At 40.7% G+C, this 18,597-nt stretch carries 12 protein-coding genes; 5 read left to right on the plus strand and 7 right to left on the minus strand.

Translation table 11 applies throughout. From position 1 onward, the window contains the following. Positions 1 to 18: 18 nt before the first annotated feature. Positions 19 to 2,904 carry a pitrilysin family protein gene (locus tag AN394_RS05725; protein ID WP_055020982.1) on the minus strand — a complete coding sequence of 962 codons (2,886 nt, stop codon included), beginning with the start codon at positions 2,902 to 2,904 and terminating at the stop codon, positions 19 to 21. 247 nt (positions 2,905 to 3,151) lie between these two features. Here AN394_RS05725 and AN394_RS05730 point away from each other — a divergent pair, with 247 nt between their 5' ends. Continuing rightward, the gene (locus AN394_RS05730) at positions 3,152 to 4,108 is read left to right on the plus strand and encodes a methylenetetrahydrofolate reductase (RefSeq protein ID WP_055020983.1); all 957 of its coding nucleotides are present in this window, start codon (positions 3,152 to 3,154) and stop codon (positions 4,106 to 4,108) included. Here AN394_RS05730 and AN394_RS05735 read toward each other — a convergent pair. The 3 genes from AN394_RS05735 to AN394_RS05745 form a co-directional block, all read right to left on the minus strand. Next, positions 4,105 to 5,073, minus strand: coding sequence for a sensor domain-containing diguanylate cyclase (locus AN394_RS05735; RefSeq protein WP_055020984.1), 969 nt, complete (start codon positions 5,071 to 5,073; stop codon positions 4,105 to 4,107). The genes AN394_RS05730 and AN394_RS05735 overlap by 4 nt on opposite strands. 48 nt (positions 5,074 to 5,121) lie before the next feature. Next, positions 5,122 to 6,357, minus strand: coding sequence for a DEAD/DEAH box helicase (locus AN394_RS05740; RefSeq protein ID WP_054560842.1), 1,236 nt, complete (start codon positions 6,355 to 6,357; stop codon positions 5,122 to 5,124). Positions 6,358 to 6,452: 95 nt separating this feature from the next. After that, positions 6,453 to 7,154, minus strand: coding sequence for a DUF3581 domain-containing protein (locus AN394_RS05745; RefSeq protein ID WP_054560843.1), 702 nt, complete (start codon positions 7,152 to 7,154; stop codon positions 6,453 to 6,455). A 538-nt stretch (positions 7,155 to 7,692) separates the two neighbouring features. Between AN394_RS05745 and AN394_RS05750 the strand changes: the two genes are divergently transcribed. Genes AN394_RS05750 through AN394_RS05760 form a run of 3 tightly spaced genes read left to right on the plus strand, consistent with a single transcriptional unit; the run spans position 7,693 to position 9,970 of the window. Beyond that, complete coding sequence (locus AN394_RS05750; RefSeq protein WP_055020985.1) at positions 7,693 to 8,094, plus strand: DUF3019 domain-containing protein; 402 nt, start codon at positions 7,693 to 7,695, stop codon at positions 8,092 to 8,094. Next, positions 8,094 to 8,783: a response regulator transcription factor gene (locus AN394_RS05755; protein ID WP_054560845.1), complete on the plus strand. Its 690-nt coding sequence runs from the start codon at positions 8,094 to 8,096 to the stop codon at positions 8,781 to 8,783. Before AN394_RS05750 ends, AN394_RS05755 begins: the two co-directional genes overlap by 1 nt. Continuing rightward, entirely contained in the window at positions 8,780 to 9,970 is a 1,191-nt protein-coding gene (locus tag AN394_RS05760; protein ID WP_054560846.1) for an ATP-binding protein, read from the plus strand. Before AN394_RS05755 ends, AN394_RS05760 begins: the two co-directional genes overlap by 4 nt. Here AN394_RS05760 and AN394_RS05765 read toward each other — a convergent pair. Both AN394_RS05765 and AN394_RS22425 read right to left on the minus strand, forming a co-directional pair. Further along, entirely contained in the window at positions 9,954 to 10,796 is an 843-nt protein-coding gene (locus AN394_RS05765; protein WP_055020986.1) for a MipA/OmpV family protein, read from the minus strand. The genes AN394_RS05760 and AN394_RS05765 overlap by 17 nt on opposite strands. A gap of 332 nt (positions 10,797 to 11,128) precedes the next feature. After that, entirely contained in the window at positions 11,129 to 16,450 is a 5,322-nt protein-coding gene (locus AN394_RS22425; protein WP_055020987.1) for a S8 family serine peptidase, read from the minus strand. A gap of 183 nt (positions 16,451 to 16,633) precedes the next feature. Between AN394_RS22425 and AN394_RS05775 the strand changes: the two genes are divergently transcribed. Beyond that, positions 16,634 to 16,960, plus strand: coding sequence for a hypothetical protein (locus tag AN394_RS05775; protein ID WP_055020988.1), 327 nt, complete (start codon positions 16,634 to 16,636; stop codon positions 16,958 to 16,960). Here AN394_RS05775 and AN394_RS05780 read toward each other — a convergent pair. Next, complete coding sequence (locus tag AN394_RS05780) at positions 16,887 to 18,413, minus strand: arylsulfatase (protein ID WP_054560850.1); 1,527 nt, start codon at positions 18,411 to 18,413, stop codon at positions 16,887 to 16,889. The two genes, AN394_RS05775 and AN394_RS05780, sit on opposite strands and share 74 nt — an antisense overlap. Positions 18,414 to 18,597: the final 184 nt, after the last annotated feature.

Genomic DNA, 18,597 nt, shown 5'->3' on the forward strand with positions numbered 1-18,597 from the left:
AGCCTGTTTATTCAGTTATTACTGAAATACTTTTTCGACATCAAGTACTGAAATGTTTTTCGCTGGTATTGCAAGCTTATAGTCTGCAATCACTTTATCTTCAGCAACAAGTTCTGCTGGTTTTTCAGCGTTATACACCATTGGTGATGTTTGCTCTGAAGCAAGGCGCTTTTGCATGTCTTTGCCGTCACCAGTAATAAACACATAGTGAATATTCTCTGTTTGCAGGTTATCGCGAATAACACGGTTAACATCATCAAGGGTTAGCTTTTCAAGCTTGCCGCGCACATAGTCAACAAAGCTCTCAGTGTTATAGAACTCACTATCAAGTGCATAGCCTAACTGGCGATCTTGGCTTGCAACCATTTGTGGCACAAAGTTAATTAAGAAGTTACGAGTCGCTTCAAAATCTTCTTTGCTGATGCCATTTTTAATTAGCTTATCAAGCTCAAATAATGCCGTACGCGTTGCAAAATGCGCATCGTTATTAGAACGAAGCGGACGTAACCACACTTGGAAAATTTGCTCTGAACGACCTAAGTTAGCATCAGGTTTCGTTTGGAACATACCGCGCGGGAAGTACTCAATGTATGCATAATCACCATAGTTCATACCACGGGTTTGACGAATGCGCTGATACAAGAAGCTGTTTGAGCTGCGGTGTTCGCCAAAGTAAGAACGCACTAACCAAAGCGCTGTCCAGTCATCGCTACTACGAATTGTATCGATTGGGAAACCAAATGACACAGCGGTAGATTGCGCTGATTTTTCAACAATCGTTGCATGATGACCTTTAAGTTCTGGCGCATCAGGGATCGTTAAGCGGCTTTCTTTACCTTGTGGAAGCGATGTTAAATCTTTCATCATCGTCGATTTAACATCACTCGGAATCGCACCAATTAGACCTACTGTTAACTTAGATTGAGTAAACTGGTTAGCATAAAACGCTTTTACATCGTCAAGTGTCAGTGCTTCAAGGTCTGATAAATCACCATAGTTATAGCTTTCATACGGGTGGCCTTTATAAAGCTGATGATAAAGCACTTCTTTACCTAGCTCTTCGTCATTTGACGCTTTCAGGCCTGCTTTAATGCTATCAATAAGCTCTTTTTTCAGACGCTTGAAATCATCTTCTCTAAAGCCAGGATTTAACAACTGGTCGCTAACAAGTGCATACCACTGCGCGGCATTGTCTTTATGTACACGGCCGCGTAGTGAAATCATCTCTTTATCGATTTGATAGCCAAAGCTTCCCGCTAGTGGGTATAACGCTTTTTGAATATCTTTGTAGCTCATAGTTTCTGAGCCACCTTGCGCTAGCATCGCTGCAGTGAGTGCTGCTAAGCCTTTTTTACCATGTGGATCAGCCGCTGCGCCGGTATTAAATAACCAGTTAACATCAACCAGTGGTGAGCTATTGGTTTTATCAAGTACTTTAAAGTGACGCTCTGTTGGGGCTTGCTCGATACTGGCAACCAAGGCATTTAAATCAACTTCTTGCTCAAAACCAGCCACTTTATCAAGCGCCGACATTGTCACCGTGGTACGGCTCGGATCAACAAAATATTTGTTTGCTACCGCTTTGATATCATCCGGAGTGATGCTGTCAGCTGTGGCATAAAGTTGGTTAATCACTTCAGGATCACGCTCAAAGTGCATGTAGCTTGCAAGTGTTGAAGCTATTGACTGCGATGAATCAAGACCATTTATAAAGCTATACTTTAGGTTTGATTTTAAATCCGCTAACTTTTGCGCATCTACTAATTCAGTACGCGCTTGTGCATAGGTACGGTTAATCGCATCACGGGCTTTAGCCAGGTCCGCTTCGTTTTCGACTTTTACAAACACATGTAATAAACCCGGATCTTTAGTATCTGGGTTATAGGTAAACATTTGGCTGGCAATTTGTTTATCAACAACAAGCTCTTGATAAAGTGCCGAGTTGTTAGAGAAATACAGCTGTGAGATCAAATCAAGAGCAGCACGGTCTTTTTGAGTTGGATCCCATTCAGTGCCTTTATAAGACACAAGCAACCAGTGGCCTGGTAAACCATCATTTTTTTCATGTACATATTTTGCGGCTTGTTGCTTTGGTTCAACAGGAATATCTGCTTGGTAATCACCTTTTTTCCAATTACCCCAATGCTTTTTCACCATTGCCATGGTCTCTTGTGGATCAACATCACCAACAATGACTAAAGATACATACTCAGGCTTATAAAATTTAGCGAAAAACTCTTTACCATAGGCCATTTGATCAGGCATAGCTTCAATGTCTTCGAAAAAGCCCATGGTGGTGTGCTTATAGGTATGCTTTTCGAATGCTTCGTTACGAACCGCAGAAAGTAACTTACGAATTGGGCTAGCATTATTCTTTAAATACTCACCTTTTACAGTCAGCGCTTCGGTGCGGAACTGCTCTTCGCTGTAAGTCAGGTTTTGGAAAATATCAGCTTCAATTTCGAGCACTTTATCTAAGTGCTCTTTTGAGAAGTTTAAGTGATAGTTAGTGTAATCGTTGGTCGTATACGCGCGATTATCAACACCCGAGTTTTTTAAAATATCTGAATACACATCTTGTGGGAATTTTTCAGAGCCTTTAAACATCATATGCTCAAAGAAGTGTGCAAAACCGGTTTTACCTGCTTCAACCTCATTACGTGAACCAACCGATACTGGAATTTGCAGTGACACAACATCTGGGTAATCTGTTTTAACTACCATCACGCGAAGGCCATTCTCAAGCTCTTCTAATAGGTAATCTTGGCTAAATACACGGTTATCATCTTGGCTTACTTGCTGCTCAATTTCGACTTCTTTAACCATCGTTGACTGTGAGTTACTTGCGCAGCCACTTAAAGCAAGTGTTACAGCAACACTGGTTGCTAATAATCTAAATTTCATAATGTTCCCTTGTTAGTTATTTTTCTCATAATCATTGCTGCTTGATTATGCATCAAAGCGCCAGAAAATATGAGGGTCAGAGCAATAATTTATGTAAACAGGTGTGTCAATTTTGCGAAACGCTCAGCTTTAAACTTGAGTAAAATTCATAGTCATTGAAAAACTTTCAAGAAAAAAATCTATCTAGACGTCTAAATGGCTGCTATATTATTTGTCATAGACATTAGCACGAGCTGGAATGAGGATTATGGCTTTATCATTACAAGAGAAAATTGAAGACACCAATCAAGGTGTCTACCTAATTGGTACCACACCACCAAAGTCTGGTACTGATAAAGCACAGCTTGAGACCATTGCTCAGAAGCTGCTCGGTCGTTTACACGAAATTGAATACGACGGTGTAATCATCTACGACATTCAAGATGAGAGTAGCCGTATTGCAAAGCCGCGTCCTTTTCCGTTTAAAGAAACGGTAGATCCTCGTGAATACAGTCAGTTACTACGTAGCTTGTCACAACTTGATGTGATCACTTATAAAAGTGTTGCCCAGCGTGGAGAAGCTGAATTTACCGAATGGTTAAACGAAACACGTAACGACTTTGAACTAAAAAACTTAGTGTTGGTGGGTAGCCCATCATCTCATGGCGACATCAAATTAAGCCTACCTGATGCATATAAAACGCTGGCAAAACAGAACAGTGATGTATTTTTAGGTGGTGTTACTATTGCCGAGCGCCATGCCAGCAAACGTAATGAACATGAGCGTTTAGTTGAAAAAACAGCGCAAGGTTGTAAGTTTTTCATCTCACAAGCCGTTTACAATGCCCAAGCAACGATTGATTTAATCACCAGCTATGCGCGTAGCTGTAAAGCACAAGGCACAGCACCAAAACGCATTATTCTGACGTTTACCCCTTGTGGTGGTGAAAAAACCTTAGAATTTATGGAATGGTTAGGTATTTCTGTACCAGAAGCGACTAAATACCGCATGTTAGATTCGGCAAATACATTGAGTGAATCAGTGCGAATTTGCCGTGAGAATCTCGACTTAATTTTACAAAGCTGCGCACATTTAGATGTACCGCTAGGTTTAAATATTGAGAGCTTAACCAATCGTAAAGAAGAAATTGATGCGTCAATTAACCTTTACCGTTTACTTAAAGCAACTATGGAGTTAAACCTAGCTGAGAAGCAAATAGCTTAGCGTGCTGCCTTAGAAGCTTGCTTTTTCTCATACATATCTTCATCTGCTCGTTTTAATAGCTCAGCAAAGTTTTCTTTTGGCTGAGCTATTACCCCTGAACCAATACTTAAGCTCGTAACAGGAATGCCCCGCTTCTCTAAATTAGATTGATAGGTGGTGTTGAGCTTATCAGCGATGCTGTCTATGCAATCACCGGGCTGAACTTGCAATAACGCAATAAACTCATCGCCCCCTAGGCGGCCAATAATATCGGTTTCACGTAGGCATTCTTTCATGGTGTCAGCTAAACAAATCAGCGCGAGATCGCCCACTTCATGGCCATACGTATCATTGAGTGGCTTAAAGCTGTTTATATCGATAAATAGACAACTAATATCAAAACCAAGTCGTTTCGATATATTTAATTTATGTTGGCAAAGCAAATCTATTGCACGGCGATTATAAATATTGGTCAATGAATCAAGCATGGCAATTTCACGCATTTGCGTAAAGTTGTCTAACAGTGCAAGGTCATCTTCGACCATATCGCGAAGCTGCTCGATTAGTTCTAAAAAGCTCTGTTGATAATGGGTTTGTTTAAAATCCATAACACAAAAGGTGCCAAAGGGCTCGCCACTTGGCCAGCTAATTGGCACCCCAAGATAAGACTCAAAACCATCTTTTACCAGAGGGCTGTCATCCCATTGACTGTCTTGGCTGGCGTGATCCACATAAAGCGGTGCCATGTCACGCAGTACTTTTTTGCAGAAGATATTATCGTCGGCGCTTAATTCAGCCCCGGCATCATAGGGGTTTTCTTGTTGCTCACTGGAGACGATAATACGATAAACATCATCTGTTTTATGAACGATAAAACCTGCGGGAGCAGAAAACAACTCGGTCATGAGATCAATTGTTTTCTGCCACTTTTCTAAGGAGAACTGTTTATCAGCGCGGCGGAACGTCCATTTATTCTCTTCTAACATACTAAACTCTCAACTTTAGCCGGAGGATAGTATAAATATATGCCAGATTTAGGAACGTCTCCTACTTTTTTGCCCTAAAATACGTTTTTTATCACGAGAGCGGCGTGCCTTATTAGTATTTTTACGAACTTGCTTTGGCTCTTTGGTTAAATCAGGCTCATACCCTGGTAACCACTGCGGCGTGAGTCTTGTGTCGAGTAAGATATCTATTTCGTCCAATAGCCACTGCTCATCGATGCTAACCAGCGACATCGCCATCCCTTTCTCGCCAGCACGTCCTGTTCGACCAATACGGTGTACGTAGTCCTCAGCCACATAAGGCAACTCATAGTTAATCACATACTTGAGTGAGGCAATATCAAGACCACGCGCAGCAACATCTGTCGCAACCAGTACTCTTGTCGCACCTGATTTAAAATTTTGCAGTGCTTTATCACGCGCACCTTGGCTTTTATCGCCATGAATAGATTCGGTTTTTAAGCCGTCTTTACACATTTCTTTAGCAAGCACATCGGCGGTTTGTTTAGTACGAGTGAATATCAGTACTTGCTGCCAATTTTTCATGCCAATCATGTGAGATACCAGCTCGCGCTTACGGTCTTCATCAACCGCATAAACTAGCTGCTCAACTTCAACCGCTGCTGAGTTGCGTTTATTCACTTCAACTAATTTAGGATCATTTAATAACTGCTTACTGAGTTTAAAGATGCTGTCGTCAAATGTGGCTGAAAAAAGTAAGGTTTGGCGCTCTTTCGGCACATGGCGCAAGATACGTTTAATTTCGTCAATAAAGCCCATATCAAGCATGCGATCAGCTTCATCAAATACCAGCGCATTGATACTTGAAAGCTTAATACTGCCTTTGATCACATGATCAAGTAAACGCCCAGGTGTTGCCACTACAACCTGCGCCCCTTTTATGGCTTTAATTTGTGGGCCAATACTAGCACCGCCATAAGCCAGTGCTGCTTTTATTTCAGTATGCGCAGCATAACGCTCTACACTTGCAAATACTTGCTGAGCGAGCTCCCGGGTAGGTGTTAAAATTAGGACTTTAACGGCATCAGGGAGTACTTCAGCAGATAGCAAATTGTGCAGTAGTGGCAAAACAAACGCGGCGGTTTTGCCCGTTCCCGTCTGTGCACTGCCCATTACATCAGCACCCGCTAAAATAAGTGGGATTGTTTGCGCTTGAATTGCTGTAGGTGTGTGATAATTCTCTGCTTGCAGGGCTGTTAGCAATGCAGGGGCAAGATTTAACTCTGAAAAGTTCGCTACTGACATAGTCTGAAGTACATTTGGCTATAAAAGCGCTATTGTACGCGGAACATCAGCAACAAAAAAGGCGCAATCAGCGCCCTTTGTAGCAATTGTAAAGATTACGCTGGTTTAAGTGATTCTTTACGTTGATTATAAAAACTAATTAGGTCATCAACCGTTGCTTGGCAATAGTCACGAATGCCAGACACAAGCATGTGTTTTTCACCCGCCCCTACTTTTTCGCCATTTTCTAACAGGTTGAAGCGAAGCGTGATTTTGCCGCGTTTGCCAGTAAACTCAAAATCAGGCTCAGCAAACTCTAACTCAGGTGCGCTGATATCAAGACGGTCAAGATTAATCAGCATTGATTCGTAAATCACCATTGGACGGGCTGGATTGATCATTACATCTTGCTTCCCCATCAATGGAATAATAACATGCGGGAAGGTCGTGCCAGAGAACTCAACATAGTTTTTGATTAAGCTATTTGTTAACTCAGGACATTGGCTAACAGCCCCTTCGCGTTTCACTTTTAGCATGACTTTTTCGCCATCGGTGATCGCAAACTCATCAGCCCCTTCAGGGAAAGTCAGCTTTGAATTTTCATCAACCATGCCTGCAAACGTGAATTCCATTTTTTCACTGATGCCATAGCGGTTTAAAACCAGCGAAAAAAGTAAATCGCCCGGCACACAAAACTTTTTGGCATCTTTATCGTGTAACGGATTGAAATCATCAGCCACTAACTTGGCAAAACGACAGCCTTGCTCACGTGAGATAGAAACGTAATCAGCATGTTGCTGATAATAAGGACTTAACATAATTGTTCACTGCTTAAACTACTTATAACCTGACTATACTACCAGATAAAATGAAAATAGAGGTCGAATCTGTTAATTATTAATCACGCGCTCAGCATATGTTTAAATGCATGAGCTAAAATAGTGGTTTTGATAGGCTAAATTTAAATTGTATCAATTTGTACGAAACAATTAACAAATAACGCAGAATAGTAAAGACTAAGGCCCAACTAAATTTAGTGAAAAACTATTAGCTAAAACTAAATATAAATTCAGTTTCCCTTTTAAAACAACAAGCTAACTTTAGAATATAAAGAAAATACGCCAATAGGTTGAAATTACTGGCTTTGCATAGCACCTATTTGTAGCTATAACGATAAATGAGGTATGATAGACACGCTTTTTTATCGTGTAATCGCCACTCATAGGCTGCATAAATAATAATTATAATAAACGGCAAAAAAATGAGTACTCAAAGTGAGTTGGGCAGGTTACATCAGCTTTCGATGGTTATTGTTACTTTGAAGAAAAGACTTCTAAAAAACAGAGACTTGGTTAAATGATAAACCGATTTAGTTGGCTATTACTGTTTTTTTGTCTTTGTTTTTCGTCGCTTTGTTTAAGCGATGACAGTCCCGAGCAACCTTTTTTTAAAGTCTCACCCACCGTGTGTGTGACAGATGCAAAACAAAAAGCCTGTGAGTTTAATATACAGATTCATTTTCGTGTTGCTCCCTTTAAAGAACTTTGTTTAGAAATAACTCAGCGTCCTCAATATACGCAGTGTTACAAACAAGGTGGTTTAATTATCGAGAAATTAACGGTTAAGACTGAGCATCCGCTTACAGTGAAATTAATTAATCCATTGAGCAATCAAGTTGTTAAGCAACAACTACTGTCAATAGCAAGCTATGAAGCTAAAGATTACCGAATAAAACGGCGCTTTGGCTGGAGTTTATAATGCAGCATATTTTTTTAATTGAAGATGATGTGAAATTAGCAAGCTTAATACAAACGTTTTTGTTAAAGCATGGCTATACCATAGATGTATTCAATACTGCTGAGGCGTACCGTAGCAGTGAAATCACCTTTATGCCTTCACTGATCATCTGTGATGTGATGCTACCGGATGGCAATGGCTTTGAGTTAATTTCTCAATTGAAAGAAAAGTACAGTTGCCCTGTTATTTTTCTAACGGCACTGGATTCTGTGCAATCACAAATTAAGGGCTTAAACCTAGGTGCTTACGACTACCTTGTAAAACCCATTAAGCCTGAATTGTTACTCGCCAAAGTTAAAACGATTATCGCCCACACTGTTGGCCAAGATAACTTTTCACACCAAATTGATATTTTGCGTATCGATAGTAAAAAACGCGATATCTATTTTCATAACACAGCATTGAACCTCAATGAAAGTGAATTTGAGATCATTGCCTACCTTGCGAAAAACACCCCTGAACCGGTTTCTCGCGAGGTATTATTCAAGCATGTTATTGGCCGTGAGTATGACGGACTTGACCGAGCTATTGATTTAAAAATTAGCCGTTTACGTAAAAAGCTAAAAGAAACCATTAGCGAGCAAAAAGAAACGCTAGATATCAAGTCTGTACGAGGTAAAGGATACAGCTTGGATATTTCAAAAATATGAAGCAGCAATTTTTTAAGCTGTACTTAATTATCACAGTAAGCTTAATTGCCTTAGTTTTAGCTTTTGGCCAGCTTTATAATCAGTTTTTTTCTGAGCACATACCGAGTGTGCAAATAAGTGTTGCTGAACTTGCTCAAATAGCTGAGCAAAAAGAATCTAGGATCAGCTCCTTTAACCAAAACGAGCTTGTTTTACCTGATTCATTACAAGCCAAATTCGATAAAGATGGCATTATCAGCGTCACCGAAAACAATCAGCAGTATATATACCTCAAAGGCAATAACGGTAGCATCCAAAAAGTTGGCCCCATTTCTTTGATTTCGCAAGCCAAAACTGACTGGCTTGCATTTTTTGCCTTTTACTTTTTACTTGGTGCGATGATCTTATTATTCATTCGCCCAGTATTTCGTGACTTGAGCTTATTACAACGCGCAGCTCATCGTTTTAGTAAGAAACCGCAACGTATAGAGCTTGATATAAAACCAAATTCATCTATTGCGCCATTAGCCAGCACCTTCACCCATATGTCTGAGCGCATCAATAAGTTTGTTCAGCTACATAATGACTTATCGCGTATTATTTCTCATGAAATTCGCACTCCCCTTACCCGTATGCGATTTGCTTTGTCGATTGCCGATTTGGAATCTCAAGAAGGTAGCCAAATTGAGCGTGATATTGATGAGATTGAATTACGTCTAGAGCAATACTTATCGTTCGCTCGCTTAGAGCACCAGCAAAGTGTATTTAATCAGGAGAAAGTTAACTTAGCTAAACTGATCAACACAGAAATTGCTAAATTCGATTTATACAAAGAGCTCGAATTCATACCAGCCCTTGAAATAGACACAGCCTATTGCGAAGCAAGCTTTATGGCAATCGCGGTACAAAACTTACTGATCAACGCCACAAAATACGCAAAACACACAATCCATATAAGTAGCACAGAACAAGCGGGCTATTACAGTATAAGCATTACAGACGATGGACCTGGCTTACCAATTAATGCGGATGCGTTAATTGAGCCTTTTAAACAAGGTGAAGGAGATAAACTAGCGAGTGGGTATGGATTAGGACTTTATATCGTGCATCGTATTGCCAGTTGGCATGGCGGTAAAATTAGCTTGGCTAACAGTTCGCAAACAGGCGGTGCAGAGATCACCATTCGTTGGCCTAAAAGTGATAAGTAATTCCCGTAAAACCTGAGAAATAACCGTTTTTATTGATCATATGTGAGTTAGCTAAGTTGCTATCAAGCCAAGTATGTTTAAGTTTGAAATCAAGACTGAAACTGTCGCTGATCGGATATTCATAATTTACTTTGAAGTAGTAGTTAGTGGCACTTTCTAAATTGTAGCTTAGTAAACGCGTTTTGCTTTCTGATGGGTTAACCGTGTAGTAATAATCGATCAGTTCTTCATTTTTGTAATTAATGCCCGCTTCAAGACCTGCAGTACCAGAAAACAATTCAAATACATGATAGCCGTTGAACAATATTTCATAACCATTATGAACATTGGTTACATCGTGCACATACGCAGCACTTAACCAGATATTATCATACACGTTTACTGCCGATGATAACCCTGCCATGTAAGAAAGGTCGCGTTCTATAGGTGTTAAATTAATTGGTGATGCAGTGGGTAATGTCGGTCGTCCTGAACTCGAACGAACAACACCTGTGGCATAGAGTTTATCTACCCCATCCAGCTCAAAGAAAAAACCATCATCATTAAAGCGCCCAAGTAAATCGACATAAAATTTTTCTGTTTCATATAGGCTGTAGCCAACAGAGAAATCATCGAAATACCAGTTATCATCATAATAAGCAAAGCTTGGCAGAATTGGCGAAGTGACATTATCGGCATCAAGCACCGGATTCTCAATGCCTCCGTAACCCACTGTGATGCTGGCATGTATTGTCGACTTTTTAATTAATTGTGGTTGTTTAACATCAGCCTGCGCAAACGCAGTTGATGCAGTTAAACAACATACTAAGCCAAACAATTTCTTCATTAACGCAATTCACCTTTATGTCATAAATAACAATCACTATGACAACTTAATACTACCAAAAAGTCTTTAGTCTTTACTTAATCGGGGACGATCATATCGCTTGCGCGCTTTATTGTATAATTTTTTTGACCAACAAAGCGGCGTAGACTGTTAATTTACGCCCTATCTTCAAACTAACACACTGAAAAAAATATAAAATAGCATGTACATTTTGCTACATAGGTTTTCAGTTGTTAGTTATTCTTTTTGGTTATTAAAATGTACGACTTATTTTTGCTAGACCAAAAAAAGGGCCCGAAGGCCCTTTGTTACATAACATACTTAGGGAGTACTTAGCCTCGTTTTACGCGGCGACGAACACCTGCAAAACCAGCTAATAGAACAGTTAACCAAGCAAGTGAACCACTTGATGATTTCGCTTTTTCTTCAGGAACAACGGTTGTCTCTTGTGCCGTTACCGTCACTGCTACACCTAGTTCCATCGGTTCAACACCATCACTTACCGTTACAGTAAACTGATGCTCACCAGCTGTTAAACCTGATACTTCAGTGATTGCTGATGTTGGGCTTGCGATTGTACCTGGGCCTTCCCATGAGAAAGTTAACTCATCGTTATCTAAATCATGTGATGCTGATGCATCTAGGGTAATCATGCTGCCTTCAGTAACTTGCTGAGCACTTGCTTCAACAACCACTACCGGTGCATCGTTAACTGCTTCAACCGTTAACATAAAGGTCGTGCTTGCAGCATCTGAAGGGTATTCAATATCAGATACCATCACAGTTACTTCTGTCTCACCAGAGAAGTTCTCATTTGGTGTAATCGTTACTGTATCGCCATCAACTTCATAGGTTACGTCGTCAGAAATTACCGAGATTTCATTCTTCGAGTTCTTTTCATCAATGTGATGAACTTCAAAGCTAATCGGTGTTTCTTCTGTTGTTACCATGTCATCAAGGGCTACCACAGTGATGTTGCCTGGAATGGTTAGTGTTGCTGTTGAAGTCATGTCATTCAGACCCGAGATTGCTGCTTTAGCTGCAACTTCAAGTGTTTGACCTGCTGCAGACGGCGTAACTTCGGCCCAAGCAGTCACTTCAAATTGTGATGACTCTGGACCTACATAGTCCATACACACCACGTAACCATCGCTGATCACTTCATCTAGGTTGTTATAAGCGATTTGAATACCACGGTAGTTTTCAAGTGGACCATACTCGAACTGGGCACCACGGAAACCTTGCAGGCCGATACTACCTGCAGGACGCGTCGAACCGTAGTCTAGATTGTCGTATGCATAGTAAATTTCATGCTCATCTTTACCAAAGCGTGTATTTGCATTAAATAACACCTGGAAATCAAAAGAGTTATCACGTTTAGTGTATGTGTATTTACCTGTTGTACGGTCATATACTGGATTATCATAGTCTGATGCGTTATCCCACTCAACAATGCCCCAACCAGTTGTTGTACTTGCAAGTGAAATACCTTCGCTAGACGATAAACCAACTGACATTACAGAGCGCAATAAGCCATTATCAGTGAACTCCCAACCACGCCATAATGGGCCCATATTCTCATATGGGAATGAGTTATAAGGGAACGGGTTATGAACAGGGAAGAAATATCGGCTACCATTTGTGTTAACTGTACCCATACCACGAATTTGGATTATCGAGTTTTGGATATTGGTATTTTCAGCATTGTTATAAAGGCTGAATGTATCATATGCGCCGTTATAAAAACTTGCGATTGGTAACGAGTAACCATTTCGTGAGTTGTAATAATTATTCTCTTCAAAACCAGATAAAACAGGTGTAATACCAAACTCTGCTAAGTCAACATAGCCTCCCGGGTTTGAGTTACCAAAATCAGGCGTACGACACATTTCATCGGTAATGTTATCTGTGACGATATAATCAGGTTCAACATCGCGAGTATCCGCTTGCGTACCAGTTACAATCACCTTACCGTCAGCAATTTCAACATTGATTTCTGATGCTGTTGAGACCGCCACGTTTTCTGCTTTAATATCAAGACCCGCAGGGATATCAAGCTCTAGTGAGAACTCTCGATCTACACCTGAATTATTTGCTAACACTTCAAATGTGTAAGGCACCATATCACCCACTTTCGCACCAGTATATGGTGCATCAAGATGAGCAACGTCATTACCACGGTTGAGCTTAAATGGAATAGAACCTAGGTTACCATGGTTCACAGCCGATGTACCTACATCTAATAGTGAGTAGTACACACTGTCAGCATCAATGTCCATATCCCAGTCAACAGTCATTTCAACAGTATTTTGACCATCACTTCCTGGAAGGCTTGCAGTCATACCAGAGGCTACTTGGTCTGACACAACCGCTGTTGCAAGTTCAAATGTTTCTTCAACGGCACCCACTGACGCTTTATTCGGGCTATAAGCAACAACCCAATACTCACCTTCTTCTGGGTTATTGATATTACAGAAGTTTTTATAAATCTTATGATTAGATACACATAATATTTCATCTTGTGGCTGAACAATTCCATCACCGTTGTAGTCTTTACCTATATAAATAATAGGGTTAACTACGTTCAAGGTGCCTTCTAGCTCAGATTCAACATCAACAGTTTCTGCGATAAAACGTTTTGAGTTAGCTGGTACTGTCACAAACTTAGTAAATGTTGCTTCATCTAAAATATCAGCTGCATCAACATCACCTGTGCGATTCATCGTCCAAGGGAAAGTACGCTCATCATCTTTTGGTAAAGTCACCGTTGTGATATCTGCTTTTACTGGCTCATATGCACGGGCCACTGGCGCTTCAACACTTGGTAATACAATACCTTTAGCTACATAAGTACCTACGTTTGAGTGAGCTGTTGTCTCTAAAGATGATGGTAAGTTACCACGATCATATTTAAACGCCACAGGCCAATGTGCATCAGGGATATTTTCTTCTTCAGCCTGGAAAACAAGGTTAGTATGAAGCTCAACTTCAGAGTTACTGAACCAATCTTGGGTATCCATGATCGATGCTTTAACAATGATTGTTTGTGTTTCACCTTTTTTCAGCGTGAAAGTTTTCGGGAAGATATCGATATTCACACCGTTTTGCGCTGTTTGTGAGTTAACATCAAACGCCCAGTTTTCTACATCTTCATGACTTACAGTCCAAGTACCATCTTCTGTTGCTTTAATTGTACGAACCCACTGACATTCAGGCGCACAAGAGAAATTAACTAGATTTGGTAAGTTAAGTTTATGTGGTGTACCACCATTATATGGATCAGCAGCTAAGAAGTTATCTGCCGTTTCATCCATGACAAAACCAGCTTTAGCAGCCAATCCAACATTGATGCGACCTGCGCCCGAACGATAGGTTTTCGCATCAGCAACAACATCACTTGCACTATTCAAGCGATGATACTTAACAACGTTTTCAGCAGTCATCGATAATGCAGATTGGATTTCAGCCGCAGTCCACTCAGGGTGAATTTGACGTAATAACGCCATTGAGCCTGCAACATGTGGTGATGCCATCGATGTGCCGCTAATTGCAGCGTAATCTTGGCCATGTGGCGTTACAAATGGATGTTCATCAGAGTAAGCCGCGTAAATATCAACACCAGGAGCAGCGAGCGTAGGAGCAAGTACTTCAACATTAGAATAAGACGGGCCTCGTGATGAGAATGTTGCCAACCAGTCAGCATCTTCTGCATCAACACGACGCTCAATCACTGTTGGTTTGATGGTGATCATATGACCAAGTTCTGAGTAACTATCTACCCAATCTTCTAAGCCATCTTCTGGATAAACACCATTCCATTGATCGTAAGTAAAGTGAACACCTGGTAATGAATAACCTTCAGCCACTGTGCCTTGATCGCGGTCACGGTTAAACATGATGAAACCATCTGCACCACCGGCTTTTACGTGATCAACTTTTGCAGTACGCGCATTGGCTGCTGAATCATTTGGATCGTGACGTTGACAGATAACAATAACATCAGTGCTACCATCAGCCGCGCCCGCGATTTCAGTACCATCTTTGTAGAAATTGAAGGTGTTTTCTGGATAATCTGCCGTACAGTAACCGTTGTAGTCTTTAAAACCATTTACGTCTTCGTAATCTTTAGCCCAAACAACAACACCGGTAATTTCTTCGCTATTAATTGAACCACCAACAAGGCCTGTTTCTGACCAGCTAGGTACTTCTGAACCCAAAGTTTCGTCTGCAAAACCAGCAAACTCGACCGCAGTTTCAACAGCGACAGTACGACCATGTGTTGTTGCTGCAACTTGTGCAAGCCAAGGTGATGAATTATCTAAGTAACCAAAACACTCAGCTGCACCACATGCTTGACCGCTGTTACCTGCTGCCGCGGCAACGTTAATGCCCGCTTCACGCGCTGCTAAGAATGCAAGTTGTACTGGATCGGCCCACACATTAGAATCAGCACCACCAATTGAGAAGTTGATTACATCAACACCATCAGAAATTGCATCTTCAATACCCGCTACAAGTGCTTCGCCAGGACAGCCTGCGTATTCGTCACTTGATGGATAACATACTTGATAAGCAATGATATTTGCGTGCGGTGCAACACCTGAGATTTCAGGAAATAAACCTTCTTTTAAGATATTACCATCGGTGTTTTCACCAAAGCTCGGAAGCATAAACGGTACATCGTTGACCACGTTACCAGCTGCTGTTGAAGCTACGTGTGAGCCGTGACCTTGGTAATCTTCACCAATTGCTGGCCAGCCTGGGATCATGGCATCAAATGCATCAGTGATCACATCATAAGAACGCACACCGATTAATTTATTATTACATTGAATTTCTTCAGGTTCTTCAACACAGTCACCTACATAAACACCTGGACCAAACGGGTTTTCATGCTCGTAACCATCCCCACCTACAGCTGCAAATGAAGGGTGATCTGAGTTAATACCGGTATCGATGATACCAACGATTTGGCCTTCACCTTTACCCTTGATGCCACTAGGAACGCTTGAGCCATCCCAAATTTGATCAGCGCCGATATGCTTAGGACCTTCATCAGAAAGAAGATCATAGTTCTTCGAACGCATTACAGAAACGACTGCACCAAGCTCTGCAACGCGCATCGCTTCTTGCTCTGTCATTTTTACAGAGAAACCATTTAATGCTTTAGTGAATTGACGACGCATCTCTGTACGACCAGTCACCGCAGTCACGTTTTGCATTACAGTACGTTGTTTTGAAAGTAGTTTGTTTTGATAATCAGTTACAGCAGAGACCGCCGCTTGACCTTTCTCAAATACTTTTGAAACGCCTTGTGCTTGAAGTGATTGTGATAATGGTGAGGTTAAATCGCGTGCTTCAAGAGCAACAGAGTTATCACGTAAACGGATAATATAAATATGCTCACCATCAATGCCTTCTTCAGCAAATTTATTTGCTTTGCTATTTAGCTGAACATTTAGGCCATCGTTTTGTAGCATGTTGCTAGAGTCACCTTGGTTAAACTCTTTGCTAAACGCTTTTACTTCTTCAAATGTTATATTAGGTGCTTTTAATTGGTGCTTTACTTGATTGTTATCAACACCCACTGCATGAGCAGCACTGGCACTGTAGAGAGCTGCGGCAACAGCAATCGAGAGTGTTTTCACTTGCATAAAGTATCCCCTGGATAGTTAGTTGGAGTAATTATTCAAGCTTTGTGAACATCCATTTCACTGCTTGCGACTACAATATAACCACAAGAGGTTTTAAAAATGGCGTACATTCGTGTAGCGTTTTGTACACACTGTTAACATTTAAATTACCAGGCAAGTATCAATATTAAGTTTATTTTTACAATGCCGATAAATAGAAAAAGAGGCAGCGCATATTATTTAAGTGAAGTTGAAGAGCTTAGTTATCTTGGTGAGCGCTCAGCACAATCTGGTGGTTATAGCCCTACAGAGGTCAATAATATTGCTATTGAGCAGCTAAAACTTGAAGTAGTAAATCGAGGCGGCAATGGTTACTTAGTTGAGAGTTGTAAAGACTTTACCAGTGACTACCAAGACTGTGATGTTGCAACCTTGTGTTCTGGTAAAGCCTATAGTTTTAGCGGTTTAACGCTTGCTGTGAAATCATTTCAGCAACACTACCCACTTGTACTGACATACTCTCTTGGCTAGGTGGAAAAGCCTTAAAAGTTTTTACAAACTCTGCAATTTGATTACCTGCTGGGCCTAAAATCCAACTACGGTTTTCTGCCCACTCATCATAACCCCTAGCATCAATGAATCGCTCAAATGGATCCATTTTTAGGTTAATAATGTAAGGTGAAGTAAGGGCTTGCTGTGTAGACCTAAACCAATGATTTTGTTCTGTAAAGATTAACTTCCAGTCACCGTAACGCATTCCATGAAAGGTAGTTTCGGTGAAATAATAGAACTCTTTACGCTTTGTTTTACCATTGTTTAGTAAAATATCACTTTGATCAAAACCATCTAAATGAACTTTATACTTTTGACCATTAATCTTGGTGCCTTTTAATAAATTAGCTTTTAAATCTTTATCGCCAACCCACGACATAATCGTTGGCATCCAATCTTCCATTGTCATGAACTCACCGGTGCTCACACCTTTAGGAACATGGCCCGGCCATTTAACAACCATAGGTACTCTGAAGCCACCTTCCCAGCCACCAACGCCTTTTTCACCATGAAATGGCTGGTTGCCACCATCTGGCCATGAGTTTGATGCGGCACCGTTATCGGTAGAAAACATCACTATTGTGTTATCAGCTACTTTAAGTTCATCAAGTAAGTTAAGTAATTCACCTACATCATCATCCATTTCGGCCATACCATCAGCATATAAACCAAAGCCAGTTTTGCCGTCATAAGCTTTATTAAGGTTAGTTTGGTAATGCATACGAGTTGTGTTGTGCCAAACGAAGAAAGGTTTATTTTGTTTTACTGCATCACGGATAAAGCGTTTTGACTCTACAAGTACTTCTTGGTCTAAATTGCGCTGACGCTCTTTCCCAAATGGACCAAGATCTTTAATCTCTTGCTTGCCATTTCCAAGCGCTTTTGAATGAATGACCCCACGCATTTTTAAACCAAACTTTTCTTGTGTTTTGGCATCTTGAGGATAGTCTTGTTGTTCTGGATATTCACCGGCATTGAGGTGATATAAAATTCCAAAAAATTCATCAAAGCCATGATTTGTAGGTAAGTGTTCATCACGATCACCTAAATGGTTTTTACCAAACTGGCCTGTGACATAACCCTTTGATTTGAGCATAGTTGCTAAGGTGGGATCTTTCTCTTGCAAGCCTTGCTTCGCGCCAGGAAGCCCTACCGTACTGAGACCAGTTCGCATTGGGTACTGACCTGTGATAAATGCAGCACGGCCAGCAGTACACGAGGCCTGTGCATAATGGTCCATAAATATCATGCCATCATTAGCAATTCTATCTATGTTTGGGGTACTGCCTCCCATCATGCCTCGATGATAGGCACTAATGTTCCACATACCAACATCATCACCCCAAATAACAAGTACATTGGGTTTATCAGCCGCGAAACTTGGCAAACTAAAGCCTAAAATGGCCAAACAGACCAATACGTATTTAAACATCACTTTCTCCTTGAAAACTAACTAAAGCATTCGCCTCAGCTTAAATAATCCCTCGCTTGCAGTTACCTCATACTGCTTCATTAAGATATATCTACAAGTGATAAATTGTGCATGTTTAATACTATTAGAGCAGTCCCTATTTACAAGTTAAATCTGCATTAACTTTGATTTAAATATAAAAAAA

Origin of the sequence: Pseudoalteromonas sp. P1-26 (assembly GCF_001401795.1) — a bacterium.
Taxonomy (GTDB): Bacteria; Pseudomonadota; Gammaproteobacteria; order Enterobacterales; family Alteromonadaceae; genus Pseudoalteromonas.